The sequence below is a fragment of the Sphingomonas hankookensis genome (assembly GCF_022664465.1).
GTDB lineage: Bacteria > Pseudomonadota > Alphaproteobacteria > Sphingomonadales > Sphingomonadaceae > Sphingomonas > Sphingomonas hankookensis.
The window spans coordinates 23907-49057 of the sequence record NZ_JAKREV010000002.1 but is presented as its reverse complement, the minus strand read 5'-3'; the positions used below and the strand labels follow the sequence as shown (position 1 = coordinate 49057).

At 67.3% G+C, this 25151-nt stretch carries 24 protein-coding genes; 12 read left to right on the top strand and 12 right to left on the bottom strand.

Annotated features, from left to right (window positions below; all coding sequences use genetic code 11):
- Nucleotides 1–54 precede the first annotated feature (54 nt).
- Nucleotides 55–1233 (top strand): RsmB/NOP family class I SAM-dependent RNA methyltransferase, encoded by a 1179-nt coding sequence (locus MF610_RS05635; RefSeq protein ID WP_242193713.1) that lies wholly within the window; start codon nucleotides 55–57, stop codon nucleotides 1231–1233.
- Nucleotides 1234–1262: 29 nt separating this feature from the next.
- Nucleotides 1263–1784, top strand: coding sequence for a tetratricopeptide repeat protein (locus tag MF610_RS05630; RefSeq protein ID WP_242193711.1), 522 nt, complete (start codon nucleotides 1263–1265; stop codon nucleotides 1782–1784).
- Between the two features lie 263 nt (nucleotides 1785–2047).
- Here the strand turns inward: MF610_RS05630 and rsmA are convergent, their stop codons facing one another.
- The 4 genes from rsmA to MF610_RS05610 form a co-directional block, all read right to left on the bottom strand.
- The gene (rsmA, locus tag MF610_RS05625; protein WP_242193709.1) at nucleotides 2048–2881 is read right to left on the bottom strand and encodes a 16S rRNA (adenine(1518)-N(6)/adenine(1519)-N(6))-dimethyltransferase RsmA; all 834 of its coding nucleotides are present in this window, start codon (nucleotides 2879–2881) and stop codon (nucleotides 2048–2050) included.
- On the bottom strand, nucleotides 2878–3873 hold the full coding sequence (gene pdxA / locus MF610_RS05620; RefSeq protein ID WP_242193707.1) for a 4-hydroxythreonine-4-phosphate dehydrogenase PdxA: 996 nt from the start codon (nucleotides 3871–3873) through the stop codon (nucleotides 2878–2880). Before pdxA ends, rsmA begins: the two co-directional genes overlap by 4 nt.
- A gap of 13 nt (nucleotides 3874–3886) precedes the next feature.
- Complete coding sequence (locus MF610_RS05615) at nucleotides 3887–5266, bottom strand: peptidylprolyl isomerase (protein WP_242193705.1); 1380 nt, start codon at nucleotides 5264–5266, stop codon at nucleotides 3887–3889.
- Between the two features lie 68 nt (nucleotides 5267–5334).
- The gene (locus MF610_RS05610; RefSeq protein ID WP_242193704.1) at nucleotides 5335–7572 is read right to left on the bottom strand and encodes an LPS-assembly protein LptD; all 2238 of its coding nucleotides are present in this window, start codon (nucleotides 7570–7572) and stop codon (nucleotides 5335–5337) included.
- Between the two features lie 163 nt (nucleotides 7573–7735).
- Here MF610_RS05610 and MF610_RS05605 point away from each other — a divergent pair, with 163 nt between their 5' ends.
- The 3 genes from MF610_RS05605 to ndk all read left to right on the top strand — a co-directional run bounded on the left by MF610_RS05605 (nucleotide 7736) and on the right by ndk (nucleotide 10260).
- Entirely contained in the window at nucleotides 7736–9211 is a 1476-nt protein-coding gene (locus tag MF610_RS05605; protein WP_242193702.1) for a leucyl aminopeptidase, read from the top strand.
- Nucleotides 9212–9320: 109 nt separating this feature from the next.
- Nucleotides 9321–9758: a DNA polymerase III subunit chi gene (locus tag MF610_RS05600; protein WP_242195261.1), complete on the top strand. Its 438-nt coding sequence runs from the start codon at nucleotides 9321–9323 to the stop codon at nucleotides 9756–9758.
- Nucleotides 9759–9837: 79 nt separating this feature from the next.
- The gene (gene ndk / locus MF610_RS05595; RefSeq protein WP_055756278.1) at nucleotides 9838–10260 is read left to right on the top strand and encodes a nucleoside-diphosphate kinase; all 423 of its coding nucleotides are present in this window, start codon (nucleotides 9838–9840) and stop codon (nucleotides 10258–10260) included.
- Between the two features lie 313 nt (nucleotides 10261–10573).
- On the opposite strand, the gene MF610_RS05590 is transcribed toward ndk, so the two are convergent.
- The 4 genes from MF610_RS05590 to purM are packed head-to-tail and all read right to left on the bottom strand — an operon-like array spanning nucleotide 10574 to nucleotide 13098.
- On the bottom strand, nucleotides 10574–11176 hold the full coding sequence (locus tag MF610_RS05590) for a hypothetical protein (RefSeq protein WP_242193700.1): 603 nt from the start codon (nucleotides 11174–11176) through the stop codon (nucleotides 10574–10576).
- Nucleotides 11173–11433: a hypothetical protein gene (locus tag MF610_RS05585; protein ID WP_242193698.1), complete on the bottom strand. Its 261-nt coding sequence runs from the start codon at nucleotides 11431–11433 to the stop codon at nucleotides 11173–11175. The genes MF610_RS05590 and MF610_RS05585 overlap by 4 nt, the downstream gene beginning before the upstream one ends.
- Nucleotides 11430–12002 (bottom strand): phosphoribosylglycinamide formyltransferase, encoded by a 573-nt coding sequence (purN, locus tag MF610_RS05580; protein WP_380870960.1) that lies wholly within the window; start codon nucleotides 12000–12002, stop codon nucleotides 11430–11432. The genes MF610_RS05585 and purN overlap by 4 nt, the downstream gene beginning before the upstream one ends.
- Nucleotides 11992–13098 carry a phosphoribosylformylglycinamidine cyclo-ligase gene (gene purM, locus MF610_RS05575; RefSeq protein ID WP_242193696.1) on the bottom strand — a complete coding sequence of 369 codons (1107 nt, stop codon included), beginning with the start codon at nucleotides 13096–13098 and terminating at the stop codon, nucleotides 11992–11994. The genes purN and purM overlap by 11 nt, the downstream gene beginning before the upstream one ends.
- A gap of 59 nt (nucleotides 13099–13157) precedes the next feature.
- On the opposite strand from purM, the gene MF610_RS05570 reads away from it, so the two are divergent.
- Genes MF610_RS05570 through MF610_RS05555 form a run of 4 tightly spaced genes read left to right on the top strand, consistent with a single transcriptional unit; the run spans nucleotide 13158 to nucleotide 18695 of the window.
- A complete protein-coding gene (locus MF610_RS05570; RefSeq protein ID WP_242193694.1) occupies nucleotides 13158–14399 on the top strand; it encodes a heavy-metal-associated domain-containing protein in 1242 nt (413 codons plus the stop codon).
- Nucleotides 14396–15034, top strand: a complete 639-nt coding sequence (locus MF610_RS05565) for a P-loop NTPase family protein (RefSeq protein WP_242193692.1) — start codon at nucleotides 14396–14398, stop codon at nucleotides 15032–15034. Before MF610_RS05570 ends, MF610_RS05565 begins: the two co-directional genes overlap by 4 nt.
- Complete coding sequence (locus MF610_RS05560) at nucleotides 15031–17205, top strand: RNA degradosome polyphosphate kinase (RefSeq protein ID WP_242193691.1); 2175 nt, start codon at nucleotides 15031–15033, stop codon at nucleotides 17203–17205. Before MF610_RS05565 ends, MF610_RS05560 begins: the two co-directional genes overlap by 4 nt.
- A complete protein-coding gene (locus tag MF610_RS05555) occupies nucleotides 17175–18695 on the top strand; it encodes a Ppx/GppA family phosphatase (protein WP_242193689.1) in 1521 nt (506 codons plus the stop codon). Before MF610_RS05560 ends, MF610_RS05555 begins: the two co-directional genes overlap by 31 nt.
- Nucleotides 18696–18953: 258 nt before the next feature.
- On the opposite strand, the gene MF610_RS05550 is transcribed toward MF610_RS05555, so the two are convergent.
- Both MF610_RS05550 and rnd read right to left on the bottom strand, forming a co-directional pair.
- Nucleotides 18954–19256, bottom strand: a complete 303-nt coding sequence (locus MF610_RS05550) for an I78 family peptidase inhibitor (protein ID WP_242193687.1) — start codon at nucleotides 19254–19256, stop codon at nucleotides 18954–18956.
- On the bottom strand, nucleotides 19253–20428 hold the full coding sequence (rnd, locus tag MF610_RS05545) for a ribonuclease D (RefSeq protein WP_242193685.1): 1176 nt from the start codon (nucleotides 20426–20428) through the stop codon (nucleotides 19253–19255). The genes MF610_RS05550 and rnd overlap by 4 nt, the downstream gene beginning before the upstream one ends.
- Nucleotides 20429–20536: 108 nt before the next feature.
- Here rnd and aspS point away from each other — a divergent pair, with 108 nt between their 5' ends.
- Entirely contained in the window at nucleotides 20537–22330 is a 1794-nt protein-coding gene (gene aspS, locus MF610_RS05540; RefSeq protein WP_242193683.1) for an aspartate--tRNA ligase, read from the top strand.
- A 145-nt stretch (nucleotides 22331–22475) separates the two neighbouring features.
- Here aspS and MF610_RS05535 read toward each other — a convergent pair whose 3' ends face one another.
- The gene (locus MF610_RS05535; RefSeq protein WP_242193680.1) at nucleotides 22476–23102 is read right to left on the bottom strand and encodes a carbonic anhydrase; all 627 of its coding nucleotides are present in this window, start codon (nucleotides 23100–23102) and stop codon (nucleotides 22476–22478) included.
- A gap of 107 nt (nucleotides 23103–23209) precedes the next feature.
- On the opposite strand from MF610_RS05535, the gene lipA reads away from it, so the two are divergent.
- Together lipA and MF610_RS05525 are read left to right on the top strand one after the other, a co-directional pair.
- Nucleotides 23210–24136 carry a lipoyl synthase gene (gene lipA, locus MF610_RS05530; protein ID WP_242193678.1) on the top strand — a complete coding sequence of 309 codons (927 nt, stop codon included), beginning with the start codon at nucleotides 23210–23212 and terminating at the stop codon, nucleotides 24134–24136.
- Nucleotides 24136–24636 carry a type II toxin-antitoxin system RatA family toxin gene (locus tag MF610_RS05525; RefSeq protein WP_242193676.1) on the top strand — a complete coding sequence of 167 codons (501 nt, stop codon included), beginning with the start codon at nucleotides 24136–24138 and terminating at the stop codon, nucleotides 24634–24636. Before lipA ends, MF610_RS05525 begins: the two co-directional genes overlap by 1 nt.
- Here the strand turns inward: MF610_RS05525 and MF610_RS05520 are convergent.
- A complete protein-coding gene (locus tag MF610_RS05520; protein WP_242193674.1) occupies nucleotides 24558–25097 on the bottom strand; it encodes a CinA family protein in 540 nt (179 codons plus the stop codon). The genes MF610_RS05525 and MF610_RS05520 overlap by 79 nt on opposite strands.
- Nucleotides 25098–25151 lie beyond the last annotated feature (54 nt).

Genomic DNA, 25151 nt, shown 5'->3' with positions numbered 1-25151 from the left:
CTTGATCTACGTTATGTTGGTAGCGTCGCGCATGATGTTTCGGAAGATGTTGGCATGAACCCGGCTGCGCGTACCCAGGCTACGATCGATCTGGTCGATGCGATCCTCGACGCCGCGCGCACCGGCGGTGCGGCGGCGGATCAGATCGCCAAGCGCTTCTTCGCCGCCCGTCGCTATGCCGGGTCGAAGGACCGGCGCGCGGTCCGCACGCTGGCTTATGACGCGGTCCGCCGCTTCGGGCCGGTACCCGCGACGGCACGGTCGGCGATCGTGGCGCTGGCCGATGCCGATCCCGAACTGGCGGCGACCTTCGATGGATCGTCCTACGGCCCTGCACCGATCACCGCCGACGAGCCGCGCGCCGAACCGGGGCTGGCACCGGCATGGCTGGTCGATGCGTTCCACGCCGCCGGGCTGGACGATAGCGAACTCGCGGCGCTGCTCGACCGTGCCCCGCTCGACCTGCGCGTCAATCGCCTGCGGGCCGAACGGACCGAGGTTCTGGCCGAACTGGGCGGCGATCCCGCGCCCGATTTGCCCGACGCCATCCGCCTCCCCGCCGATACCCTGCCCGACAGCGAAATCCTGCGCGACGGCCGTGCGGAGGTGCAGGATTTCGGCAGCCAGATCGTGTCGCTCGCCACCTGTGCCGAGCCCGGCGGCTTCGCGATCGACCTGTGCGCGGGCGGCGGCGGCAAGACGCTGGCGATCGCCGCGCAGATGGCCGGGGAGGGGCGCATCCTCGCCACCGATACCGACCGTCCCCGCCTCTCGCGCCTCGCCCCCCGCGCCGCGCGCGCCGGTGTGACGATCGCCGAACCGCGCCTGCTCGATCCGGGCAAGGAAAGCGCGATGCTCGACGATGTCGCGGGGCAGGCCGACTGGGTCATGGTCGACGCGCCCTGTTCTGGCACCGGCACATGGCGCCGCAATCCAGAGGCCCGCTGGCGGCTGACGCCCGATCGGCTCGACCGGGTGGTCGCGACGCAGGCGCGGCTGCTCGACGTCGCGGCCGGTCTGACCGCGCCGACCGGTACGATCACCTATGTCGTCTGCTCGCTGCTCGACGACGAGGGGCGGGGACAGGTCGATGCGTTTCTGGCGCGCAACGCCGGTTGGCGCGCGCTGCCGCTTGCATTGCCGCGCGGGCGCGTCCACGGTCCGGGCATGCGCCTGACCCCGGCATCCGATTCAACCGACGGTTTCTTCGTCGCACGCCTCGGCCGGGGATGAGTACGCCTGTCGCCTGGTCGGAGAAGTTGATGCGGTTCACCTCGGTTTCGGTCGCGGGCGCGCTCGCGCTGATTTGCGCGTCGACCTCGCTCAGCGGCCAGCGTCCCGATAATCAGGTCGATCCGCGCTCGATGGCGCTGCTGCAACAGGGTCGCGCCGCGCAAGCGGCGGGCGACACAGCCGCTGCGACCGGCTTGATCGAAAGCGCGCTGGTCGTCGACCCGCGCAACCGTGCGGCCTATATCACCCTCGCCGATATCGCCCGCACGCAGGGCCTGCCGGGCAAGTCGATCCGCCTGTACCGCGAGGCGCTGAGCCTCGAACCGAACGATGTGGTGGCGTTGAAGGGCGAGGGCGAGGCACTGGTCCAGAAGGGCGCCGTGACTCGCGCACGCGACACGCTGGCCAAGCTGAAAACCGTCTGCGGCGCGATGTGCCCGGCCGCGAACGAGCTGGCCGCGGTCATCGCGAAAGGTCCGCCGATCACCGCCACCGCACAACAAACGCCGCCGGCGGTTCCCGGCACGCCCGCGCCGGCCACGCCGCAGTGATCTCGGTCGTCACTCCAGCGCAGGCTGGGGTAACCCGGTTGCGATACGCTCCGCCAGTCTGACACGTAGCAAAAAGAAGAATGGGTCCGCGCGGAGGCGCGGAGACGCGGAGACGCGGAGGGGTTGTGTTCCGGGCGAAAGGCCCGCGAACGGCAGACGTTCGTCCTCGGCTGACAAGTCCGATAAGGCCGCTGGCGCGGATGGCGTCGCCGCAAACGCAACCCCTCCGCGTCTCGGCGCCTCTGCGCGAACCCCTAAACTTCCTAAACCGACAACACCCGAGCCAACGCCACGAACTCGGCCACCGACACCGTCTCCGCCCGCCGCGTCATGTCGATCCCTACCGTTTCCGCCGCCTCGATCGCCCCCGGCACCGCCTTCAGGCTCTGCCGCAGCATCTTGCGCCGCTGCCCGAACGCCGCCGCCGTTAGCCGTTCCAGCACCTTCAGCGCCACGCCGTCCGGCGCATCGGTCGGCACGACATGGACCACCGCCGACATGACCTTGGGCGGCGGGGTGAAGGCGCTGCGGTGCACCGGCATCGCGATCCGCGCGGCGCTGCGCCATTGGGCGAGCACCGCCAGCCGGCCATAGGCGTCGTCATTCGCCTGCGCCACGATCCGGTCGGCGACCTCGCGCTGGAACATCAGCGTCAGGCTCTGCCACCACGGCCGCCACTCGGCCGACAGCCACCCGACGAACAGCGCAGTGCCGACATTATAGGGCAGATTGGACGCGATATGCGGCCGCCCTTCGAACAGCGACGGCGCATCGATCTCCAGCGCATCGCCCTCGATCACGCGCAGCCGCCCCGGAAACGCCGCGCCCAGTTCCTCCAGCGCCGGGATGCAGCGTCGGTCGCGCTCGATCGCGGTGACCTTCGCCCCCGCCAGCAACAGCGCCCGCGTCAGCCCGCCCGGACCGGGCCCGACCTCCAGCACCTCCTGATCGTGCAGATCGCCCGGCACCCGCGCGATCCGGTCGAGCAGTTGCTGGTCGAACAGGAAATTCTGTCCCAGCGCCTTGTTCGCCGACAGGTCGTGCCGTTTGATGACCTCGCGCAGCGGCGGCAGGTCGGTGACCGGCGCGATGCTCATGCGGTGGCGCGACGCGCGGCGGCGGCCCCGGCCATGCGGATTGCGGCGATCATCGCGCCCGGTTCGGCCATGTCCTGCCCGGCGATATCGAACGCGGTGCCATGATCGGGCGAGGTCCGCACGATCGGCAGCCCCAGCGTGATGTTGACCCCGTCGTCGAAATGCAGCGTCTTGATCGGAATCAACGCCTGATCGTGATACGCGCACAAGGCCGCATCGTAGCGCGCCCGCGCCCGCGGATGGAACATCGTGTCGGCCGCCAGTGGCCCGACGATATCGATTCCCTCGGCGCGCAACTGCTCGATCGCGGGCAGCATCACCTCGATCTCCTCGCGTCCGATCGCGCCGCCTTCGCCGGCGTGCGGGTTGATCCCGGCCAGCGCGAGGCGCGGGGCGTCGATCCCGAAATCGCGCGTCAGCCCACGCGCCGTCGCCCGCGCCCGTGCGACGATCAGGTCGGTCGTCAGCGCCATCGGCACACGCGCCAGCGGCTCGTGGATCGTGATCGGCACCACGCGCAGCGTCGGTCCGGCCAGCATCATCACCGCATTCTCGCGCGCCACGCCGCAGCGTTCGGCGACGAACTCGGTCTGGCCCGGATAGTCGAAACCGATGCGGTACAGCTCGGCCTTCGACACCGGTGCCGTCACCAGCCCCGATGCTGCATCCGATCGCGCCAGCCCGGCGGCGAGTTCGAGCGATTGCAGCGCACAGCGCGCGCCGCCGATATCGGGTTTGCCGGGTATGATCGCATCGCCATCGACCACCGACACGACCGGGAGTGCCCGGCCGAAAACGCGGGCGGCATCGCGCGGATCGTCGATCCGCTCGACCGGCCCGTTCCACACCGCCGATACCGCGCGCACATCGCCGACTGCGAAGAAGCAGGGCAACGAGGCGGCTTCGCGTCGCTCCCACGCCTTGGCGATGATTTCGGGCCCGATCCCGGCGGGATCGCCCATCGACAGGGCAAGGGGAGCGAGCGGTCGCATCGCGCCCGTCCCCTCAACGATACTCGATCACCGCATCGCGCCGCAGATCGCGCATCATGCGCTGGGCGCGCAGGTTGACGCGTTCCTGCTCCAGCCCCTGCTGGATCTGCTGCGCCGATGGGATGCCGGCGGTGCGGGGGTCTTCGCGACCACACAGCACCAGCACGCGCACGCCGTCCTTGGGCGATCCGAACGGCGGGGTAGCCTGCCCGACGTTCAGCTTCAGGATGATGTCCTGCAACGCCGGCGGCAGGCTGCGCAGCACGACCGCGTCGTTGTCGACCACTTCGGCCTTCTGCGCCTGCGCGATCTTGGTCGCGTCGCCGCAGCCGCGGATACCCTGCGTCGCTTCGGTAAAGGCGGCGACCTTCGCGCTCGCCTGCGCTTCGGACGTGCCGGCGGGGAAGGGCAGGAACAGCTGACGCAACGCCAGCTTCGCATCGCGTGGATCGGCCATCAGCACCTGCCGCTTGTCGGCAAGGTACAGGATCGAATAGCCGCCCGGCACCTCGATCGGTCCGGCGATCTGGCCGACCTGCATCTGCGTCGCGGCGCGTTGCAGCTGGTCGGGCAGCATGTTCAGCCGCACGAAGCCCAGGTCGCCGCCGACGGCGCGGGTCGATGCTTCGGAGAAGTTGCGGGCGAAATATTCGAACGGCGCGCCCTGCCGAATCTGTTCGATCATCTTCTGCATGCCGGCCTGCACCTCGGGTGCACGGTCGGGGTTTGCCGCCATGTAGATTTCGCGGAGGCTGTATTCCTCGGTGCCCTTCGACGCTTCCATGCGTGCGATCACCGCGGCGACTTCCTCTTCGCCGACGTTGACGAACGGTTCGACCTGCTTGCGCAGCAACCGGCTCCACGCCAGCTCGCCCTCGATCTGGCGACGCAGCGAGCGGTCCGACGACCCGACCGTGCGCAGATAGGCGCGCAGCTGGTCCGGCGTCTGGTTGAACCGCTGTTTGGCGAGGCGGTTGAAGCTCTGCTCCAGCTCCGCCGTGGTCACGGTGATGTCCTTGGCCTTCGCCTGCTGGATCTGCAGCGTCTCGTCGATCAGCTGGCGCACGACCTGTGCGCGCAAGACTTCGCGATCGGCATCGCTCAGCTTGAAATCGTTCAGCGCGACGATCAACGCCATGCGCTGGTCGACGTCGGTGCCGGTCAGCACCGTGTCGTTCACGATGGCGGTCGGCTTGCGGATATTGGGGTCCAGCTTGCCGAAGATCGTCGGGTTGCCCGGCAGGTTCAGGTTGGCACCCGGCACCTCCTGTGTATCGCGGACCGTCTGCGCGGCCAGCGTGGCGGCGGCGGCAACGGCGGCGAAACCGGCAATCGAACGGCCGATACGGCCGATAGTCACGATGTTCTTGGTCACTTGGTCGTCATATCCCATGCGCGCGTGATCGGGGCGGTGCCGCATCATTCGGGCAAATTCATGGCCCGCCGCGCCTGAACAGAGCCTTATCGCCCCAAATTCTTCAACGCCAGCGTTACCAGATAACTGCTGCCGTTGCGCGCGTCGCCGATACGCTGGTAATCGCGCTTCCACGTCAGGCCCAGCCGCAGGCAGTCGTCCTCATACTGGACGCCGACCCGGTGGCGGATCGGATCGAACCCGTCCGCCAGCGACAGCGAATCTTCCGATTTGTCGGTCAGGTCGACGGTGGCGGAGGCAAAGCCCGACCAGAACGGCCCGAACGCGGCACGTCCGGCGACGCGTACTTCCTCTCGGTCCTGCAAATCCTCCAGCTCGTCGATATCACGGTTGAGCCGCAGATACCCGACCTGCAGATAGGTCCGCCGGCTGCCGATCGTCGCGTCCAGCTCGTTACGGCGCAGCTTCGCCCCGTCCTTGTCCAGCCGGTAACGATGGGTGAAGGTCACGAATTCGCGGAACCGAATGTCGGTCCGGCCGACGATATCCGAAAAGCGGTCGTCCAGCCCGGTCCCGCTCGGCAGGATGCTCGCCCGCTCGCTCGCGCGATAGCTTTGGCCGACGGTCGCCAGTACCGCGACGCCGGGCAGGTCGAGCGCATAGTCAAGGCCGTAAGTGACGCGCGACGAATCCTCGAACCGGTCGTACCCGGCGAAGCGGTTGAGCGCGAACAGGTTCGAATCCTCTAGGTCGACCGCGCGCGCATCCTCGTTCGGCACCGCCAGATTGGCGATCTTGGGCGACGCTACCAGCTGCACCCGCGGGCTGATCCGCTGCGTGCCGCGCCCGATCGCGCCGACGAACGGCCAGCGGACGTCGACCGCCACCGCCGCGATCCCGCGCGGGGTAAAGCCTTCGTCGCCGCGATAGCTCAGCACCGCGGTATCGATCGTATCGCGCGTATTATAGGCATCGGCACGGGCATAGGCGGTGAAGGTCACCTCTTGCCCCAGCGGCGTGTAGCGGGTCAGGTCCCAGCGCGCGGCGGCGAAGGCGCGCTGCGTGTCCTGTCCCTCGCTGCGGCTGATCGCCAGCGTGTTCAGCTGGACCTGCGCGATACCACCGAGCAGCCCGTTGAAGCGGCGGCGGTAATCGATCTCGGGCAGCGCGATCGGCTGCATCCCCTGATCGTCGCCGACGCGCAGCGTCTGCACCGCCCAGCCACTGATCGTCAGCATCGAATCGCGATCGATCCGCTCGACCGTCACGTTGTTGCGCAGCCGGTCGTCGCGCGAAATGTCGTAGCGACGGAGGAACGTCTGGTCGGTCGTATAACGCAGTGACCCCGAAACGGCCCAGTTCGGGTTCAGCTGAAACCGCCCGACCGCATCGACATAGCCGCGGAACGACTGTTCGCTGCCCGTCGGCACGATGCCCAGCACCAGGTCGTCGCTGCGCCGGCTGACCGTGCCATATCCCTGCACCCGGTACGCGCCCTTGCTCGACAGCGACCGGTAATCGGCCTGCAGCATCGGCAGTACCGCGGTGAAGACGTGCGGCGTGATCGTCAGGTCGCGATTGGGCGCGAGGTTGAAATAATAGGGGACCGCGACTTCCAACCCGTTGACCCGGTCGAGCCGGATCGACGGCGCGAGCAGCCCCGAATCGCTGCCATCGCCGATCGAATGCGAGAAGGACGGCAGCGGGATCGTCGGCAGGCCGAAGATGGTCAGGCCCGCGCCGGTGTAGCGGATGCGCTTGCGCGTCGGGTCGTACCGCACCTTCAGCGCGGTGATCTTCCACGACGGCTCCTTCGGGCACCCCGCCGAATTGGTCACCGAACAGGGGGTATAGGCCGCGCTCTCGACCGTGACGACGCCGTTGTCCGACCGTGTGCCGCGCTTGGCCGCGATCCGCCCGCCTTCGTCCAGCACGACCAGCATGTTGTCGACCACGCCGTCCTTCAGGCTGTCGGTCAGCTCGATCCGGTCGCCATAGGCGACGTCGCCTTCGGGATTGGTGACGGCGATGTTGCCGTCGGCGACGACCTGTCCGGTCTGGCGGTTCCACGTCACCCGGTCTGCGCGCAGCCGGTTGCCGTCGCGCAGCAGCCGCACCTCGCCCGATGCGGTGACGATCTCGCCGCGGCTGTCATATTCCAGCAGGTCGGACGAAAAATCGATCTCGTCCTGGGTCGCAGGCGTCGGTAATGCGCTTTCCGGGGCCGGGGGCGGTGCGGCACGATCCTGCAGGTCCTGCGCACAGGCAGGGCCCGCGACCGCCAGCGTCAGGCCAAGGGCAAGCGACCCGAACGAACGCTTCACTAGTTTCGCTTCCCCAAACCGTTGCCGCCCGCTGCCGGACGTTCGTTCCGCGCTATTGCACCGCACGGCGGGAACCGCAATCGCCCAAAGGCCTGCTTTACCTGCCCGTCGCGAGGGGCCTAGAAGGCGCCAGCGCCGCGTGCGCCAAATCTAGAGGATGCTCATGTCGATCTCGATCCGTTTCGCCCCCGACCGGGGAACCCCAAACGCCCTCGTGCTGCCCATCGCCACTGGTGGGCTGGACCGGATCGGCGCTGCTGGGCTGGACAGCGCGGTCGCCACGCTGGTCACCGGCGCGGCGCAGGCCGGCCGCTTCGATGGCGAGGCGGGATCTATGGCGGAGATCTTCACGCCCGGCGAAGGCGATAGCGCCAACCGCGTCATCCTGCTCGGCATCGGCGACGGCGACGGCCCGGCGCTCGAAAAGGCCGGCGGGGCGCTGACCGGTCGCTTTTTGCTCTCGGGCCTGACCGACCTGACCGTCGATTTCACCGGTACCGACGTGCCGGCCGCATCGGTCGCGCGCTTTGCCGCCACCGCGGCGCAGCGGGCGTGGCGGCAGGATGGCTATCGCACCAAGCTGCCCGAAAAGTCCAAGCCGACGCTGACCGACCTGACCATCGTCGGCGCCCCCGACGGCATCGACGCGGCGTTCGTCGGCGCCGACGCGCTGACCCAGGGGCTCGATCTCACCCGTACCCTCGTCACCGATCCGCCCAACATCCTCTATCCGGTCAGCTTCGTCGAAAAGTGCCGCGAACTGGAGGCGCTGGGCGTCGAACTCACCATCCTCGACGACCGCCAGATGGCCGAACTCGGCATGGGCGCGCTGCTCGGCGTCAGCCTCGGCTCCGAAAAGGAAGCGCGGCTGCTCGCGATGCGCTGGAACGGCAAGGGGGAGGGCGATATCGACCTCGCGCTGGTCGGCAAGGGCGTGACCTTCGACACGGGCGGCATCTCGCTGAAGCCCGGACCCGGCATGGAGGACATGAAGTGGGACATGGGCGGCGCCGGTGCCGTCGCCGGCACGATGAAGGCGCTTGCGACCCGCAAGGCGAAGGCGAACGTGATCGGCGTCGTCGGGCTGGTCGAGAACATGCCCGATGGCAAGGCGATGCGGCCGGGTGATGTGGTCACGTCGATGTCGGGCCAGACGATCGAGGTGCTCAACACCGACGCCGAAGGGCGCCTCGTCCTGTGCGACGTGCTGACCTGGGTCCAGAAGACGCATAGCCCGAAGACGATCGTCGACCTCGCCACGCTGACCGGCGCGATGATCATTTCGCTGGGCAGCGAACATGGCGGCCTGTTCGCCAACGACGATTCGCTCGCCGACCAGCTGCTCGCCGCATCGCGCGACTCGGGCGACCTGCTGTGGCGCTTTCCGCTGTCGCCGGCGTATGACAAGCTGCTCGACAGCCCGATCGCCGACATGAAGAACATCGGCCCGCGCGGCGCCGGCTCGATCACCGCCGCGCAGTTCCTGAAGCGCTATATCGACGAAGGCGTCCGCTGGGCGCATCTCGACATTGCCGGCATGGTCTGGGCCGACAAGCCCGGCAACCACCACGACAAGGGCGCGACCGGCTTCGGCGTGCGCCTGCTCGACCGGTTCGTGACGGATAATTTCGAAGGCTGAAGTCATTCCCGCGCAGGCGGGAATCCATACACGCTGACGTTGCGGCTTCATCGCGATCGTCAGCGGATATGGGTTCCCGCCTGCGCGGGAACGACGGTTGGGCAAACCGATGAAAGTCGACTTCTACCACCTGACCCGCAGCCCGCTCGACCGCGTCCTGCCGCGCATCGCGCAGCGGTTGCACGACGATGGCGAGCGGTTGTTGCTGCTGTCCGACGACCCTGAGCAACGTCGACACCTCGACATGCTGCTCTGGACCTATGCCCCCGACAGCTTCCTGCCCCATGCCGAGGCGGGTTCCGGCGACGATAGCCTCCAATCCGTCCTGATCGCCCCCGAACCGACCGACACGAACGCCGCGCGCAACGTCGCGATCGTCGACGGCCGCTGGCGCGACGACGCGCTGACGTTCGACCGCGCGTTCCATTTCTTCGGCGAAGATCACATCGCCGCCGCCCGCGCCGCGTGGAAAGGGCTGGCCGACCGCGACGACGTCGAACGCCGCTATTGGCGGCAGGGCGATGGCGGCTGGGAGCAGGCAGCGTAACGCTTGCCTGTCGCGCGGTGCCCGACTAGGGGGACCCGCGACAAGCCTTCCAACCAGTAACGCAGGAGCCGCGACCGCCATGGCCGCTACCCGTACCTTTTCGATCATCAAGCCCGACGCGACCCGCCGCAACCTGACCGGCGCCGTCACCAAGATGCTGGAGGAAGCCGGCCTGCGCGTCGTCGCTTCGAAGCGCATCCAGATGACCCGCGAACAGGCCGAAGGCTTTTACGGCGTCCACCGCGAGCGTCCGTTCTTCAACGACCTCGTGTCGTTCATGATCTCGGGTCCCGTGGTCGTGCAGGTGCTGGAAGGCGAGAACGCCGTCCAGGCGAACCGCGACATCATGGGCGCCACCAACCCGGCGAACGCCGACGCGGGCACGATCCGCAAGGAACTGGCCGAATCGATCGAAGCGAACTCGGTCCACGGGTCGGATTCGGAAGAGAATGCGAAGATCGAGATCGACTTCTTCTTCAAGCCCGAAGAAATCGTCGGCTGATTTCAGCGACGGTTGAATGGGAAAGGCCCGCTTCCGACGAGGAGGCGGGCTTTTTTCTTATCTACCCTAACTTCAATACCGTTTGGTTCGAGCAGCTTCGAGCTTGTCGAGAAGAGGGTCGGGTGAACCATGCCCCGCTTGGGTATCAGGATTGTCCGGGGGACAATCCGACCCGACCCTCGTCGAGAACGCTCCGTTTGGCGCAGCCCCTTCTCGACTACGGTTCTCGACAGGCTCGAACCTGCGCTCGAAGCAAACGGGGGGTAAAGATGAGGGTGAAGGTGAAGGAGGAAAGGAAGAGGCAGGAAACGGCCTACCCCGCCAACCGCCCCAATTCCTGCCCCCACAGCGTATCCAGCCGCCGCCCGACCCCACCGCTCGCCGCCTCGCGCCGCGCCAGCGCCTTGAGCTCCAGCGACCGCCCGCCGACCAGCCGGCCATGCGTCGCGAACACCAGATCGTAGATCGCGCTCGACTGCCGCTGCTTGTCGCCTTCCCACCACGTCGCGGTGATCGCGACGGGCAATCGGCCTTCCAGCGCATCGGCGCCGCCATCGGTGATCGCCAGTACCGGCGTCCGGATCCAATCCGCCGCGATCGCCACATCGCCGACCGCCGACTTGGCCGATACCTGCAACACCGGCGGAAACGTCACCTCGATCCGCTCGATCCGCCGGTCGGGCGCGCTCAGCACCAGCCGTTCGCCATTCCCCTCCGGAGCCGCGACGATCGCCAGCGCAGCCTTGGCCTCCGCCGAGGACGCGCGTTCGGCAATGCGCTCTGCCTCGGCGCTGCGCCGCTCGGACACGTTGTTCCACAGCGTCAGCCCACCGATCACCACTCCGGCCACCGCCACGCCTTCGGCCAGCGTAATCCAGCGCCGCCGTTCGGCGCGCGCTTCCTCGGCGTTGCTCACCGCCCGCCGGCCTCCAGCAGCGCGCGCGGCGCGGCCAGTTCCCATGCGTGCGCGACCGCATCCTCCAATCCGGCGGGGTCGCCATCGGCGTCGATCACCGTCCAGCCATCGTCGCTGCGCACGGTTGCGCTGTCGCCGACGATCCGTACGAAATCATTGCCCTCGACCGTGAAGACCGTCGCCTCGCCCGCATCGCGCTCTTGCGTTGCCGGCAACACCTTCACGGCTTCACGGATCAGGTCGAGCATCTCGGTCATCGCGTCACAAACTCCGCCAGCGTTTGCGGGTAGAGGCGATGTTCCTCCACCAGCACCCGCGCCGCCAATGTGTCGGCGGTATCGTCGGGCAGGATCGGAACGCGCGCCTGCGCCAATACGCTCCCGGCGTCGAGTTCTTCGGTGACGACATGCACCGAACAGCCAGCCTCGGCATCTCCCGCCGCGATCGCCCGGGCGTGGGTGTCGAGCCCCTTGTAGGCGGGCAGCAGCGAGGGGTGGATGTTGACGATTCGGTCGCGCCATTTCGCGACGAAATCGCCCGATAGCAGCCGCATATAGCCCGCCAGCGCAATCGTCTCGACCCCCGCCGCCCGCAGCGCGCCGTCGATCGCCGCCTCATATTCGGCCTTGGAAATGCCCTTGGGCGAATAGGCGAAGGTTGCGACACCCTGTTCGGCTGCAAAGGCCAGTCCGGCGGCATCGGGCTTGTCCGACGCCACCAGCACGACCTCGTACGGACAATCCGCGTCCTGCGCCTCCGCGACCAGCGCCGCCATGTTCGACCCCCGCCCCGAAATCAGGACGCCGACCCGGTGTTTAGCCAAGATGCGTCGCACTCCAATCGGCGCGAGCGCTCCAGGTGCCAGCGCTGCCCTTGACGGTACAACCCTTCTTGCCCGCCTCAACGGTACCGATCCGCACCACTGTTTCGCCGGCCTCCGCCAACGCGGCGCCGACCCTCTCCGCATCCTCGGCGGCGACCAGCACCGCCATGCCGATCCCGCAGTTGAACGTCCGCGCCATTTCGCCGGGCTCGATATTGCCCTGCGCCTGCAGGAACGCCATCAGCCGCGACTGTTCCCACGCATCGGCATCGACCGTCGCATGGGCACCCTCGGGCAGTACGCGCGGGATATTCTCTAGCAACCCGCCGCCAGTGATATGCGCCAGCCCGCGGATACGTCCCTCGCGCAACAGCGGCAGCAGCGACTTCACGTAAATCTTCGTCGGGGCCATCAGCGCGTCGATCAACAGCACGTCCTGATCGAACAGGGCAGGGCGGTCGAGCTTCCAGCCCTTGTCGCTGGCAAGTCGCCGTACCAGCGAAAACCCGTTCGAATGCACCCCCGAAGACCCGAGGCCGAGAATAACGTCGCCGACCGCGACCTTGTCACCGGTCAGCAACTGCTCGCGCTCGACCGCACCGACGCAGAAGCCGGCAAGGTCGTAATCGCCCTCGGCATACATGCCCGGCATTTCCGCCGTCTCGCCTCCGATCAGCGCACAGCCCGCCTGCCGACACCCCTCGGCGATCGACGCGACCACCCGCTCGGCGGTGTCGGCGACCAGCTTGCCCGATGCATAGTAATCGAGGAAGAACAGCGGCTCGGCACCCTGCACGATCAGGTCGTTGGCGCACATCGCGACCAGATCGATGCCGACCCCGTCATGGGCGTCATGTTCGATCGCCAGTTTCAGCTTGGTGCCGACGCCGTCGTTCGCGGCGACCAGCAGCGGGTCCTTGAACCCGGCGGCCTTAGGATCGAACACCCCGCCGAACCCGCCCAGCTCGGCATCCGCGCCGGGGCGCCGCGTCGACTTCGCCAGCGGTCCGATGGAGCGGACCAGGGCATTGCCCGCCGCGATCGAGACGCCTGCCTGTGCGTAGGTATAGCCGCCGCCGCGGTCCGCTTCGTTGCTCATGACGCCCGGTTAGCTACATCGCGCTTGGATTTCCACGCCTGCTTCGTCAAAAGGCGCGGATGACCTTGTCCCGCCCCCGCCGCATCCTTGCCGCCGTCGCGCTTACGGCGGTCGCCGCCGGCGCGGTCGTGGCGCAACAGGGCGGCGTCGCCGCGGTCGACGGATCGGGGACGTTCGAGGTGAACGGCGTCCGCGTCGACGTCGCCGGCCCCTCCGCTGATGCCGCGCGCACCGCCGGCTGGCGCATTGCCCAGCGCAAGGGGTGGCAGATGCTGTCGCAGCGGCTGACCGGATCGGCGCGCTCGCTGCCCGACGGCACGCTCGATTCGCTGGTCAGCGGCATCGTCGTCGAAAGCGAACAGATCGGACCAAAGCGTTATATCGCCCGCCTCGGCGTCCTGTTCAATCGCGGCCGCGCGGCGTCGATCCTTGGCATCGCGGGCGTTTCCGAACGCTCGCCGGCGATGCTGGTCGTCCCGCTGATCTGGGACGGCGGCACCGGCACCGTGTTCGAACGCGCGACGCCGTGGCAGGCGGCATGGGCCCGCTTCCGCACCGGGGGCAGCGTGATGGACTATGTCCGCCCCAGTGGTACCGGCGCCGACGGCCTGCTGCTCAACGCCGGACAGGTGACGCGGCGCGGGCGCGGCTGGTGGCGCACCGTCCTCAACCAATATGGCGCGTCCGACGTGCTGATCCCGCAGGTCCGCCTGTACCGCCAATGGCCCGGCGGTCCGGTGATCGGCACCTTCACCGCCGGCTACGGCCCCGACAACCGCCTGCTCGGCAGCTTCTCGCTGCGCGTCGAACAGGGCGACGCCGTTCCCGCGCTGCTCGACGAAGGCGTCCGCCGCCTCGACGCGCTGTATCAGCAGGCGTTGCGCACCGGACAACTCCGCCCCGACACCGTCCTCGCCGCGCCGCCGCCCGGCACGCCGGCCATCCCGGTCGAGGATGAGGCGATCGACCCCGCCACGCTCGATCCGACCGCCGTGCCCACGCCCGGTCCGGTGGCCGAAAGCGTCACCCTGTCGATCCAGGCCGACACCCCGACCGCCGCCGCGGTCGAATCGACCGAAGCCGCGCTGCGCAGCGTTCCCGGCGTCCGCTCGGCAGCGACGTCCAGCCTCGCGCTGGGCGGTGTATCCGTCCTGCGCGTGACGTTCGATGGCGATGCCGCCATCTTCGCCGCCGCGCTGGAGGCGCGTGGCTGGCAGGTGCAGCAGGGCGAGGGGGCGCTACGCATCCGCCGTCGTGCCGCGACGACGACGCCCCCGGCGGCGAGTGCGCAGCCCGAATGACCTATCTGCTTCGCGGTTCGGTTCAGCTTACCCTTCCCCTCGAACTTCCGGTCGGCGCCCGGCAGGACCTGTTCCTTGTGGGGCCGTCGAACGAAGCCGCCGTCCACCATCTCGATCACTGGGCGACATGGCCGGTCAGGGCTGCACTGCTCGTCGGTCCGCGCAAATCCGGCCGCACGCTGCTCGCCCGCTCGTTCGCCGCGCGCAGCGGCGGGATGATCGCCGACGATGCCGAACGCTGGAGCGAGACCGAGCTGTTCCACGCCTGGAACCGCGCGCAGGGGGAGGAACGCCCGCTGCTGATCGTCGCCGACGCCCCGCCGCCGCTGTGGCGGATCGGCCTGCCCGACCTGCGCTCGCGCATCGGCGCGACGCCGGTGCTGCGGCTGGAGGCGCCCGACGACCTGCTGATCGAAACACTGCTGCAATATCTCTTCGACAGGAAGGAGCTTGTCGCCGCGCCCGATCTGGTGCGCTGGCTTGCCCGCCGCGTCGAACGGAGCCACCTTGCGGTGCTTCGCATCGTCGAAGCTCTGGAGGAAGATGCGATGTTGCGCTCGATGCGCCGTTTGACGATCCCGACCGCCCGTGCCGCGTTGACCGGTAACCCGTTGCTGCTGGACCGACTGCTGTGAACGATCCCGTCCCCTCCGCCCGCACCACCGTCGCCGCCGCGCCGGAGGCCCGCTATTTCAACCGCGAGCTGTCGTGGCTGGCATTCAACCGCCGCGTGTTGGACGAAGCGTGCAACCCCGACCATCCGCTGCTCGAACGCCTGCGCTTCCTGTCGATCTCGGCGACGAACATCGACGAATTCTTCATGGTCCGCGTCGCGGGGCTGAAGGGACAGCAGAACCAGGGCGTCGGCCACGAATCGGTCGACGGCCTGACGCCGTCGCAACAGCTGGCGGCGATCACCGTCGACGCCGCCGGGCTGGTCGACAGCCAGCAGCGCATCTGGCGCGATATCGCCGCCGACCTTGCCGATGCCGATGTCATCGTGCTGGGCGCCGACGCGCTGCATGGCGAGACGGAGGAATGGCTCGCCCGCTATTTCCGCGAACAGATTTTTCCGGTGCTGACGCCACAGGCGCTCGACCCGGCGCACCCGTTCCCGTTCATCCCGAACCTTGGCTCGGCGATGCTGTTCGACCTGATCCGCCGCTCGGACGATGTCGAGGTGCGCGAGGTCGTGCTGCTCCCGCCCGCCATGCCGCGCTTCGTCCGCTTGCCCGGCAAGGCCGCGCGCTACGTCGCGATCGAGACGATCCTGCGGCATTTCTCCGACCTGTTCTTCCCCGGCTATACGGTGCGCGCGTCCGCTGCGTTCCGCGTGATCCGCGACAGCGATATCGAGCTTGAGGAAGAGGCGGAGGACCTCGTCCTCTACTTCCGCACCGCGATCAAACGCCGCCGCCGTGGCCGGATCATCCGCCTCGAAATCGAATCGGGCATTTCGGACGAACTGGTCCAGCTGCTGCGCGACGAAATGGGCGGCAGCGATGCGCTCATCACCGAAACCGGCGGGTTCCTCGGCATCGGTGACCTGTCGATGCTGGTCGCCGAGGACCGCCCCGACCTGAAATTCCCGCCCTTCTCCCCCCGCTTCCCCGAACGCATCCGCGAATATGGCGGCGACTGTTTCGCGGCGATCCGCGCGAAGGACATCGTCGTTCACCACCCGTACGAAACCTTCGACGTGGTGCTCGCCTTCCTCAAGCAAGCCGCGGCCGACCCCGATGTCGTCGCGATCAAGCAGACGCTGTACCGCGCCGGCAAGCAGTCCGCCGTCGTCGCCGCACTGGTCGCGGCAGCGGAAGCGGGCAAGTCGGTGACCGCCGTCGTCGAATTGAAGGCCCGCTTCGACGAAGAGCAGAACCTGAACCTCGCCTCAGTCCTCGAACGCGCCGGCGTGCAGGTCGTGTACGGCTTCATCGAATGGAAGACCCACGCAAAAATCTCGATGGTCGTCCGGCGTGAGGAGCAGGGATACCGGACCTATTGCCACTTCGGCACCGGCAACTACCACCCGGTCACCGCGCGCATCTATACCGATCTCAGCTTCTTCACCGCCGATCCGGTGATCGGGCGCGATGCGGCGCAGGTGTTCAACTACATCACCGGCTATGTCGAACCGCAATCGCTGCAACAGCTCGCCATTTCGCCGCGCGACCTGCGCAACCGGCTGGAGGCGTTGATCGAGGGGGAAATCCAGAGTGCCCGCGCCGGTGGCGATGGTTCGATCTGGCTGAAGATGAACTCGCTGGTCGATCCCGCGCTGATCGACAAGCTCTACGAAGCCTCGGCGGCCGGCGTGCAGATCGACCTGATCGTGCGCGGCATCTGCTGCCTGCGGCCGGGCGTGCCGGGCATGTCGGACAACATCCGCGTCAAATCGGTCGTCGGCCGCTTCCTCGAACACAGCCGCATCTACTGCTTCGGCAACGGCGAAGCGCTGCCCAACGACGATGCGCTGGTTTACGTGTCGTCGGCGGACTGGATGCCGCGCAATTTCGACCGGCGCGTGGAATATCTTTTGCCGATCACGAACCCGACCGTGCACGATCAGGTGTTGGACCAGGTGATGGTCGCAAATCTCCTCGATACCGAACAAAGCTGGGACCTTGGTCCCGACGGCAGCTATCGCCGCATGGCGAAGGGCGACAAGCCGTTCAACCTCCACCGCTATTTCATGACCAACCCGTCGCTCTCCGGGCGCGGCGCGGCGATTGAGGGCGGGTCGGCCACCGTGCCGCAAAAACTGTCGTTGCGCGCATGGCGTGCGGCACGGGACGGCGCGGTTTGATCCGCCTGCCATGGCTCAGCCGGCCGGTGACCGCCGCGCATAGTGCGATCATCGACATCGGGTCGAACTCGATCCGGCTGGTCGTCTATGGCGGGCCGGACCGGATGCCGGCGACGCTGTTCAACGAAAAGGTCCTCGCCGGCCTCGGCCGCTCGCTCGCCGATACCGGTGCGATCGATGCGGAGGCGATGGGCGTCGCCGGCACCGCGTTGCGCCGCTTCGCATGGCTGGCGCAGGAGATGCAGGCCGATGTCGTCCGCACCGTCGCCACCGCCGCCGTCCGCGACGCCGCCAATGGCCACGAACTGGTGGCGCTTGCCGAATCGCTCGGCCTGTCGGTCGAAACGCTGACCGGCGAGGAGGAGGCACAGGCGGCCGGATACGGCGTCCTTTCCGCCATCCCCGACGCCGATGGAATCGTCGGCGATCTCGGCGGCGGCAGTCTCGAACTGGTCCGGGTCAAGAACGGCAAGCTCGGCGATCGCGTCTCGTTCCCGCTCGGCGTGCTGCGGATCGGCGCGATCCGTGACCGGCGTTCCGGCGAACTCGATCGCGTCGTACAGCGACTGGTGTCCGATGCCGGCTGGACCGGCCGGGGGAAGGGGCTGCCCTTCTACCTCGTCGGCGGGTCGTGGCGGACGCTGGCGCGGCTCGACATGCACCTGACCGACTATCCCCTGCCGATCGCGCACGGCTATACCATGTCGCTCGACCGCATCGCGCAGTTGCAGCGGATCATCACCGAAACCCCGCGCGCCGATCTGAAGGCGGTTCCGAACCTGTCGGGCGGGCGCGTGCCGACGCTCGACAACGCCACCGCGCTGCTCGCTGCCATGGCGCGCCAGCTCGGCAGCGCGACGACCATGATTTCGGCCTATGGCCTGCGCGAAGGGCTGCTCTACGCCGCGCTGCCCCCGGCGGTGCGCAAGCAGGACCCGCTGCTGGTCGCAGCGCATGACGAGGGCGCACGGCAGGGGCGGTTCGTCGAACATGGCGACCTGCTCCACAAATGGATCGCGCCGCTCTTCCCCGACGACGCGCCCGCCGCCGTACGGCTGCGCCATGCCGCCTGTCTGCTCGCCGATGTGGGCTGGCACGCCAACCCCGAATTTCGCGCCGAACGCGGCGTGGAGATCGCGCTCCATGGCAACTGGGTCGCGATCGATGCGACCGGCCGCGCGATCGTGGCGCAGGCGCTTCACAGCTGCCTGTGCGGCGGCGACGGCAATCCGCCCGAACCGCTGGCGAAGCTGGCTTCGCCCGCCGCGTTGCAGTTGGCACATCGCTGGGGTCTTGCGATGCGGCTCGGTCAGCGGCTCAGCGGCGGCGTCGCCACCCCGCTGCAACGCACCGACCTGCGCCGCAAGCGCGCCCAGGTCGAACTGGTCGTCCCTCCCGCCGACGCCGCGCTCTACGGCGAAGCGGTCCACAAACGCCACCGCGCGCTGGCCGCGGCGCTGGGGATGGAAGCGGCACTCGTCAGCCGCTGAGGCAGCGCTTTCCTACACGCCGACGATCTGCAAGGCTCCCGCAAGCTCTTTGACACCGTCGACCCGCAAGACGCAGCCTCACGCGTGATCCGTGCCCCACACGTCATCCCAGCGAAGGCTGGGATCTCCCCGTGATGGCCCGCAACGCCAACCCCGCGCGAACTTCCAACGCGTCGGTAACGGACAAGTCCTTGTAATTAAACGGAATCGTTCACCGCGAGGCCATAACGCCCCGCAACCTTCGCCAACTTCCGTGCCTCAGCCGCAGCGGAACCCGGTCACGATATTCTTCTCGTCGATATCGATGTTCAGCCGATCGGGCCGGAAGTCCATCGTCACCGCCGTGCCCGGCCGGATCGCCCGGACCGTTCCGACCTTGGCCCGCGCCTTGGCATCGGCCTCCAGCGCCGGAGTGAACGGCTTGCCGACGAGGTTAGCGATCGCCGCCGTGTCGCAGGCGGAGCCCAGCGCCGGGGGAGCCGTCTCGCCCCCGCCGGACGGCGGCGGCGTGGTGCAGGCGCCCAGCGCCAGCGTGGTCAGGGTGAGGGACAGGAATTTCATTCGACTACCTCCGCTCGGGTCATCTTCAGCTTTCCGCCCAGCACGGTGAACCCCAGCTGACCCTCGACCAGCGCGAGTGCATCGCACCCGAACTGCTCGAACCGCCATCCGTGCAGGATCGACAGCCCGTCGCGCTGCCCTGCGGCCAGCGCCTCCAGATCGTCCGACCGCGCCAGCAGGCGCGACGCGACCTTGATCTCGTTCGCCCGGATTTTCAGCAGCAGCTTGAGGAGGTCAGCGACCAGCGCGCCCTCCTTGCCCAGCGACGGCTTGCGATCGTCGCGTCCGGGCAGCTCGTCGCCGGTCAGCGGCGCGGCCCCCGCCAACGCCTCCATCATCCGCCCGCCGATATCGTTATGCGCCCATGCCGCCGACAGCCCGCGGACCTTGGCCAGATCGCTCTGGCGGCGCGGCGGATTGCCCGCCAGATCGGCGATCGTCTCGTCCTTCACGATCCGGCCGCGCGGCAGGTTCTTGCCCTGCGCCTCCAGCTCGCGCCACTTGCCCAGCGCCTTCAACCGTCCCAGCACCTCGGGCTTCCGGCTGTTGACGCGGATACGCTGCCACACCGTCTCGGGATCGTTGAAATAGTTCGCCGGATCGGCGATCCGCTCCATCTCCTCGTCCAGCCACAGCCCGCGCCCGGTCTTGCGCAGCTTGCCCAGCATCTTGGGGAAGATCACCGACAGGTGTGTCACGTCGGCGATGGCATAGTCGATCTGCCGGTCGTCCAGCGGCCGCCGCGACCAGTCGGTGAACCGCGCGCCCTTGTCGACCGTGATCCCTAGATAGGCATCGACGAGGTTCGAATAGCCGACCTGCTCGCCCTGACCCAGCGCCATCGCCGCCACCTGCGTATCGAACAGGGGGAAGGGGGTCTTGCCGGTCAGGTTATAGACGATCTCGATATCCTGGCCCCCCGCATGGAAGACCTTCAGCACGTCGTCATTGTCGGTCAGCAGAGTAAGCAGCGGCGTCAGGTCGATCCCCGGCGCCATCGGATCGATCGCGGCGGCTTCCTCGGTATTGGCGATCTGGATCAGGCACAGCTCGGGCCAATAGCTGTTCTCGCGCATGAACTCGGTGTCGACCGCGACGAAGTCGGATTTGGCGAGGCGGGTGCAGAGGGCAGCGAGGGTCTGGCTGTCTTCGATCAACGGATGGATGTGCATCACGCCCGCATAGCAAGGGTTCCGCGCCTTGACAAAAGGGGGTGGGGGAGGGAAGCGCGACCGCTCTAAATTCAATTCTACCTTGATAGTCCGCCGGAAGGTTTTTCAATGCACGCCTATCGCACCCATAACTGCGGCCAGCTGACCGACGCGAACGACGGCGATACCGTCCGCCTGTCGGGCTGGGTGCATCGCAAGCGCGACCATGGCGGTGTGCTGTTCATCGACCTGCGCGACCATTACGGCATCACTCAGATCGTCGCCGACAGCGATTCGCCGGCATTGGCACTGCTCGACTCGGCCCGCACCGAATCAGTGCTGACCATCGACGGCAATGTGAAGTTGCGCAGCGAGGCGACGAAGAACCCGAACCTCGCCACCGGCGCGATCGAAATCTACGCCCGTGCCGCGACGCTCCAGTCGGCGGCGCAGGAACTGCCGATGCCGGTCGCCGGTGAGGCCGAGTACCCGGAAGACATCCGCCTGCGCTATCGCTTCCTCGACCTGCGGCGCGAACGGCTGCACGCGAACATCCTGCTGCGCTCGAACGTCATCGCATCGCTGCGTCGCCGGATGATCGATCAGGGCTTCACGGAATTCCAGACCCCCATCCTGACCGCGTCGTCGCCCGAAGGCGCACGCGACTATCTGGTCCCCAGCCGCGTCCATCCCGGCAAATTCTATGCGCTGCCGCAGGCGCCGCAGATGTTCAAGCAGCTGCTGATGGTCGCCGGCTTCGACCGTTATTTCCAGATCGCCCCCTGCTTCCGCGACGAAGACGCCCGCGCCGACCGTTCGCCGGGCGAATTCTACCAGCTCGATTTTGAAATGAGCTTCGTCACGCAGGAGGACGTGTTCGCCGCGATCGAACCCGTCTTGCACGGGGTGTTCGAGGAATATGCCAACTGGCAGGGCAAGGGCCGCACCGTGTCGCCGCTGCCGTTCCAGCGCATTCCCTACCGCGAATCGATGCTGAAATACGGCAACGACAAGCCCGACCTGCGCAACCCGCTGGTCATCACCGACGTGTCGGACCTGTTCGTCGGTTCGGGCTTCGGCCGCTTCGCCTCGATCGTCGAGGCGGGTGACGTGGTCCGCGCCGTGCCGGCGCCGAAGACCGCCGACAAGAGCCGAAAATTCTTCGATGACATGAACGCCTGGGCCCAATCTGAAGGGTTTGCCGGCCTAGGCTACGCCACCCGCAAGGGCGGCGAATGGGGCGGCCCCATCGCCAAGAACCATGGCGAGGAAGGCATGGCGAAGATCGCCGAAGCGCTCGGCCTCGGCCCCGACGACGGCGTGTTCTTCGCCGCGGGCAAGGAAGCGCAAGCCGCCAAGCTCGCCGGCCTTGCGCGTACTCGCGTTGCCGAGACGCTGGGCCTGATCGACGACAAGCGCTTCGAATTCTGCTGGATCGTCGACTTCCCGATGTTCGAATATGACGAGGACGCGAAGAAGGTTGATTTTAGCCACAACCCCTTCTCAATGCCGCAGGGCGAGATGGAAGCGCTGGAGACGATGAACCCGCTCGACATCCTCGCCTACCAGTACGACATCGTCTGCAACGGCGTGGAGCTGTCGTCGGGCGCGATCCGGAACCACCGTCCGGAAATCATGTACAAGGCGTTCGAGATCGCCGGCTACACGCAGGAAGACGTCGATACGAACTTCGCGGGCATGATCAACGCGTTCAAGTTCGGCGCGCCGCCGCACGGTGGCTCGGCCCCGGGCGTCGACCGCATCGTCATGCTGCTGGCGGACGAACCGAACATTCGCGAGGTCATCACCTTCCCGATGACCCAGAAGGCCGAAGACCTGATGATGGGTGCGCCGAATTATGCGACGCCAAAGCAGCTCCGCGAACTCAACATCCGCGTGACCGCCGACGGCCCGAAGGAATAATCCTCCCCTGAACGGGGAGGGGGACCGCTCGCGTTAGCGAGGGGTGGAGGGGTTGCCCTGTTCCAATACCCTCGCGTTGGGCGGCGATCCCCCTCCACCATGCTGCGCATGGTCCTCCTCCCCGCGAGCGGGGAGGAGCTAGATATCAAGCGTTCTCGAACTTCTCGCCTTCGAGCACGCTCAGCCGCCCATCCTCGATCGCGAATACCGCACCGTGGAGCTTGAGCTTGCCGGCCTCGACCCGCTCCTTGACAAACGGGAAGGTCATCAGGTTCTGCAGCGAGACCTTCACGCCTTCCTGTTCCAGCGCCTTCTGCCCTTCCGGCCCGGTGCCGTGCTGCGCCACGACCTTCTCGCGCGCTTCGTCGAGCAGGTCGATCCAGTGCGCTACGAACCCGCCTTCACCCGGCTTGGTATTGGCCAGCGCCTGCGTCAGGCACGCATTCACGCCGCCACATGCGCCGTGGCCGAGGACGAGGACTTCCTCGACCTCCAGCTTGGTGACCGCGAATTCGAGCGCTGCCGACACGCCGTGACGGCCGCCATCATCCTCGAACGGCGGCACGAGGTTGGCGACGTTGCGCACCACGAAAATCTCGCCCGGCCGTGCGCCGAAGATCGTCGCCGGATCGACTCGGCTGTCCGAGCAGGCGATCACCATTACCTTCGGGCTCTGACCGGTCGCCAGTTCGCTCCAGCGCTCGCGCTCCTGCTGCCATTCGGTGCCACGGAAGCGGTAATAACCTTCCTTGAGGTCGCTGAAGTGCATCAAAGAATCTCCATGATAGATTATACTCTTCCCTCGCGCGCTAGGACGCATGACGCGTCCGAATGTTGCAGGCGGTTGTTCGTTTGCCCGCGCATCGCTATCTGACGCCCATGAACGAGATGACGCCGCTGCCCCGCCCGGAGCGTATTCGCAAGCCCGACTGGATTCGCGTGAAAGCGCCGACCGGTAAGGTCGTGCAGGAAACCCGCGCGCTGATGCGCTCGAAAAGCCTGACGACGGTCTGCGAGGAAGCGGCTTGTCCGAACATCGGCGAATGCTGGTCTAAGAAGCATGCGACCGTCATGATCCTCGGCGACACCTGCACCCGTGCCTGCGCCTTCTGCAACGTGAAGACCGGCATGCCGCGTGCGGTCGACCCGATGGAGCCGCAGCATGTCGCCGAAGCGGCGGCGGCAATGGGGCTGAACCACATCGTCATCACCTCGGTCGATCGCGACGACTTGCCCGACGGTGGCGCCAAGCAGTTCGTGAAGGTGATCGAGGCGATCCGCGCCGCGAACCCGACCACGACGATCGAAATCCTGACCCCCGACTTCCGCAACAAGCATGAGGCGGCGGTGGAAATGATCGTCGCGGCGCGCCCCGACGTCTACAACCACAATCTCGAAACCGTGCCGCGGCTCTATCCGACGATCCGCCCGGGTGCGCGCTATTACGCGTCGCTGCGCCTGCTGGAGAGCGTCAAGAAGCTCGACCCGTCGATCTTCACCAAGTCGGGCGTTATGCTCGGGCTGGGCGAAGAACGGCTCGAAGTCCATCAGGTGATGGACGACATGCGCTCGGCCGACATCGATTTCCTGACGATGGGCCAGTATCTGCAGCCGACGCCGCGCCACGCCAAGGTCATCGATTTCGTGACCCCCAAGGCGTTCGACAGCTATGCCGCGATCGCCCGGGCCAAGGGGTTCCTGCTGGTCGCATCGTCGCCGCTTACCCGGTCGAGCTATCACGCCGGCGATGATTTCGAACGGATGCGGGCGAACCGCGATGCCAAGCTGGGCGTTGTCCGCGCCTGATGCCGAAGCATACCGAAACCCGCCATCTGCCCTACACGCCCGAACAGATGTTCGATCTGGTCGCCGATGTCGGTCGCTATGGCGAGTTCCTGCCATGGGTCAGCGCGATCCGGGTGCGCTCGAACACCGACACCGAAATGATTGCCGACATGATCGTCGGGTTCAAGGGCCTGCGGGAGAGCTTTACGTCGAAGGTGCAGAAGGAGCGGCCGGACCATATCCGTGTCGACTATCTCGACGGGCCGCTGAAATATCTCAACAACGACTGGCGCTTTCGCGCCGACGGGCAGGGCGGCACCTATGTCGACTTCACCGTCGACTTCCAGTTCAAGAACCGCGTGTTCGAGATGCTTGCCGGCCAAGTCTTCGACCGGGCGCTCCGTAAGATGATTGGCGCGTTCGAGGACCGCGCCGCGCAGCTTTACGGCGACTCGTCGACCGGTTCGTCGGGTGCGACCTCGGGCGGCAGCAACAGTTCCAGCGCGCACAACGCCGCCTGAAGGCGGATCGCACCGCGCCCCTTGTCGCCGAACTGGCGGAGATCGGCGACGACCTTGGCCGGATCGCCGCCCTTTTCCGCGCGTGCGAACACGACGGTGCCGACCGGCTTCTTCTCGCTGCCGCCGCCCGGACCAGCGACACCGGTGATCGCGACCGCGACATCGGCCTGGGTCGCCTCCAGCGCACCCTGCGCCATACTCCACGCCGTCGCGATCGACACCGCGCCGAACGTCTCGATCACGTCGGAGCTGACCTTGACCAGTTCGACCTTGGCGTCGTTGGAATAGGTCACGAACCCCGCTTCGAACACGTCGGAGCAGCCCGGGATTTCGGTGATCGCCGCGGCGACCAGACCGCCGGTGCAGCTTTCCGCCAGCGCGATGCGGCGGCCGGCGGCGCGATTGGCCTCAACCACGCGGCGCGCGGCGTCGACCAGTTCGGGGGGCAGGATATGGTCCATCACATCAATTCCGGGCGGCCTGCCGACATAGCGGCAGCCGCATCTGGGGGTTGG

Bases quoted from the DNA above. Each gene is read 5' to 3' on its own strand.
- MF610_RS05635 (WP_242193713.1), top strand. From the start codon at position 55: ATGAACCCGGCTGCGCGTACCCAGGCTACGATCGATCTGGTCGATGCG.
- MF610_RS05630 (WP_242193711.1), top strand. From the start codon at position 1,263: ATGCGGTTCACCTCGGTTTCGGTCGCGGGCGCGCTCGCGCTGATTTGC.
- rsmA (WP_242193709.1), bottom strand. From the start codon at position 2,881: ATGAGCATCGCGCCGGTCACCGACCTGCCGCCGCTGCGCGAGGTCATC.
- pdxA (WP_242193707.1), bottom strand. From the start codon at position 3,873: ATGCGACCGCTCGCTCCCCTTGCCCTGTCGATGGGCGATCCCGCCGGG.
- MF610_RS05615 (WP_242193705.1), bottom strand. From the start codon at position 5,266: ATGGGATATGACGACCAAGTGACCAAGAACATCGTGACTATCGGCCGT.
- MF610_RS05605 (WP_242193702.1), top strand. From the start codon at position 7,736: ATGTCGATCTCGATCCGTTTCGCCCCCGACCGGGGAACCCCAAACGCC.
- MF610_RS05600 (WP_242195261.1), top strand. From the start codon at position 9,321: ATGAAAGTCGACTTCTACCACCTGACCCGCAGCCCGCTCGACCGCGTC.
- ndk (WP_055756278.1), top strand. From the start codon at position 9,838: ATGGCCGCTACCCGTACCTTTTCGATCATCAAGCCCGACGCGACCCGC.
- MF610_RS05585 (WP_242193698.1), bottom strand. From the start codon at position 11,433: ATGACCGAGATGCTCGACCTGATCCGTGAAGCCGTGAAGGTGTTGCCG.
- purM (WP_242193696.1), bottom strand. From the start codon at position 13,098: ATGAGCAACGAAGCGGACCGCGGCGGCGGCTATACCTACGCACAGGCA.
- MF610_RS05570 (WP_242193694.1), top strand. From the start codon at position 13,158: ATGACCTTGTCCCGCCCCCGCCGCATCCTTGCCGCCGTCGCGCTTACG.
- MF610_RS05565 (WP_242193692.1), top strand. From the start codon at position 14,396: ATGACCTATCTGCTTCGCGGTTCGGTTCAGCTTACCCTTCCCCTCGAA.
- MF610_RS05555 (WP_242193689.1), top strand. From the start codon at position 17,175: ATGGCGTGCGGCACGGGACGGCGCGGTTTGATCCGCCTGCCATGGCTC.
- MF610_RS05550 (WP_242193687.1), bottom strand. From the start codon at position 19,256: ATGAAATTCCTGTCCCTCACCCTGACCACGCTGGCGCTGGGCGCCTGC.
- rnd (WP_242193685.1), bottom strand. From the start codon at position 20,428: ATGCACATCCATCCGTTGATCGAAGACAGCCAGACCCTCGCTGCCCTC.
- aspS (WP_242193683.1), top strand. From the start codon at position 20,537: ATGCACGCCTATCGCACCCATAACTGCGGCCAGCTGACCGACGCGAAC.
- lipA (WP_242193678.1), top strand. From the start codon at position 23,210: ATGAACGAGATGACGCCGCTGCCCCGCCCGGAGCGTATTCGCAAGCCC.
- MF610_RS05525 (WP_242193676.1), top strand. From the start codon at position 24,136: ATGCCGAAGCATACCGAAACCCGCCATCTGCCCTACACGCCCGAACAG.
- MF610_RS05520 (WP_242193674.1), bottom strand. From the start codon at position 25,097: ATGGACCATATCCTGCCCCCCGAACTGGTCGACGCCGCGCGCCGCGTG.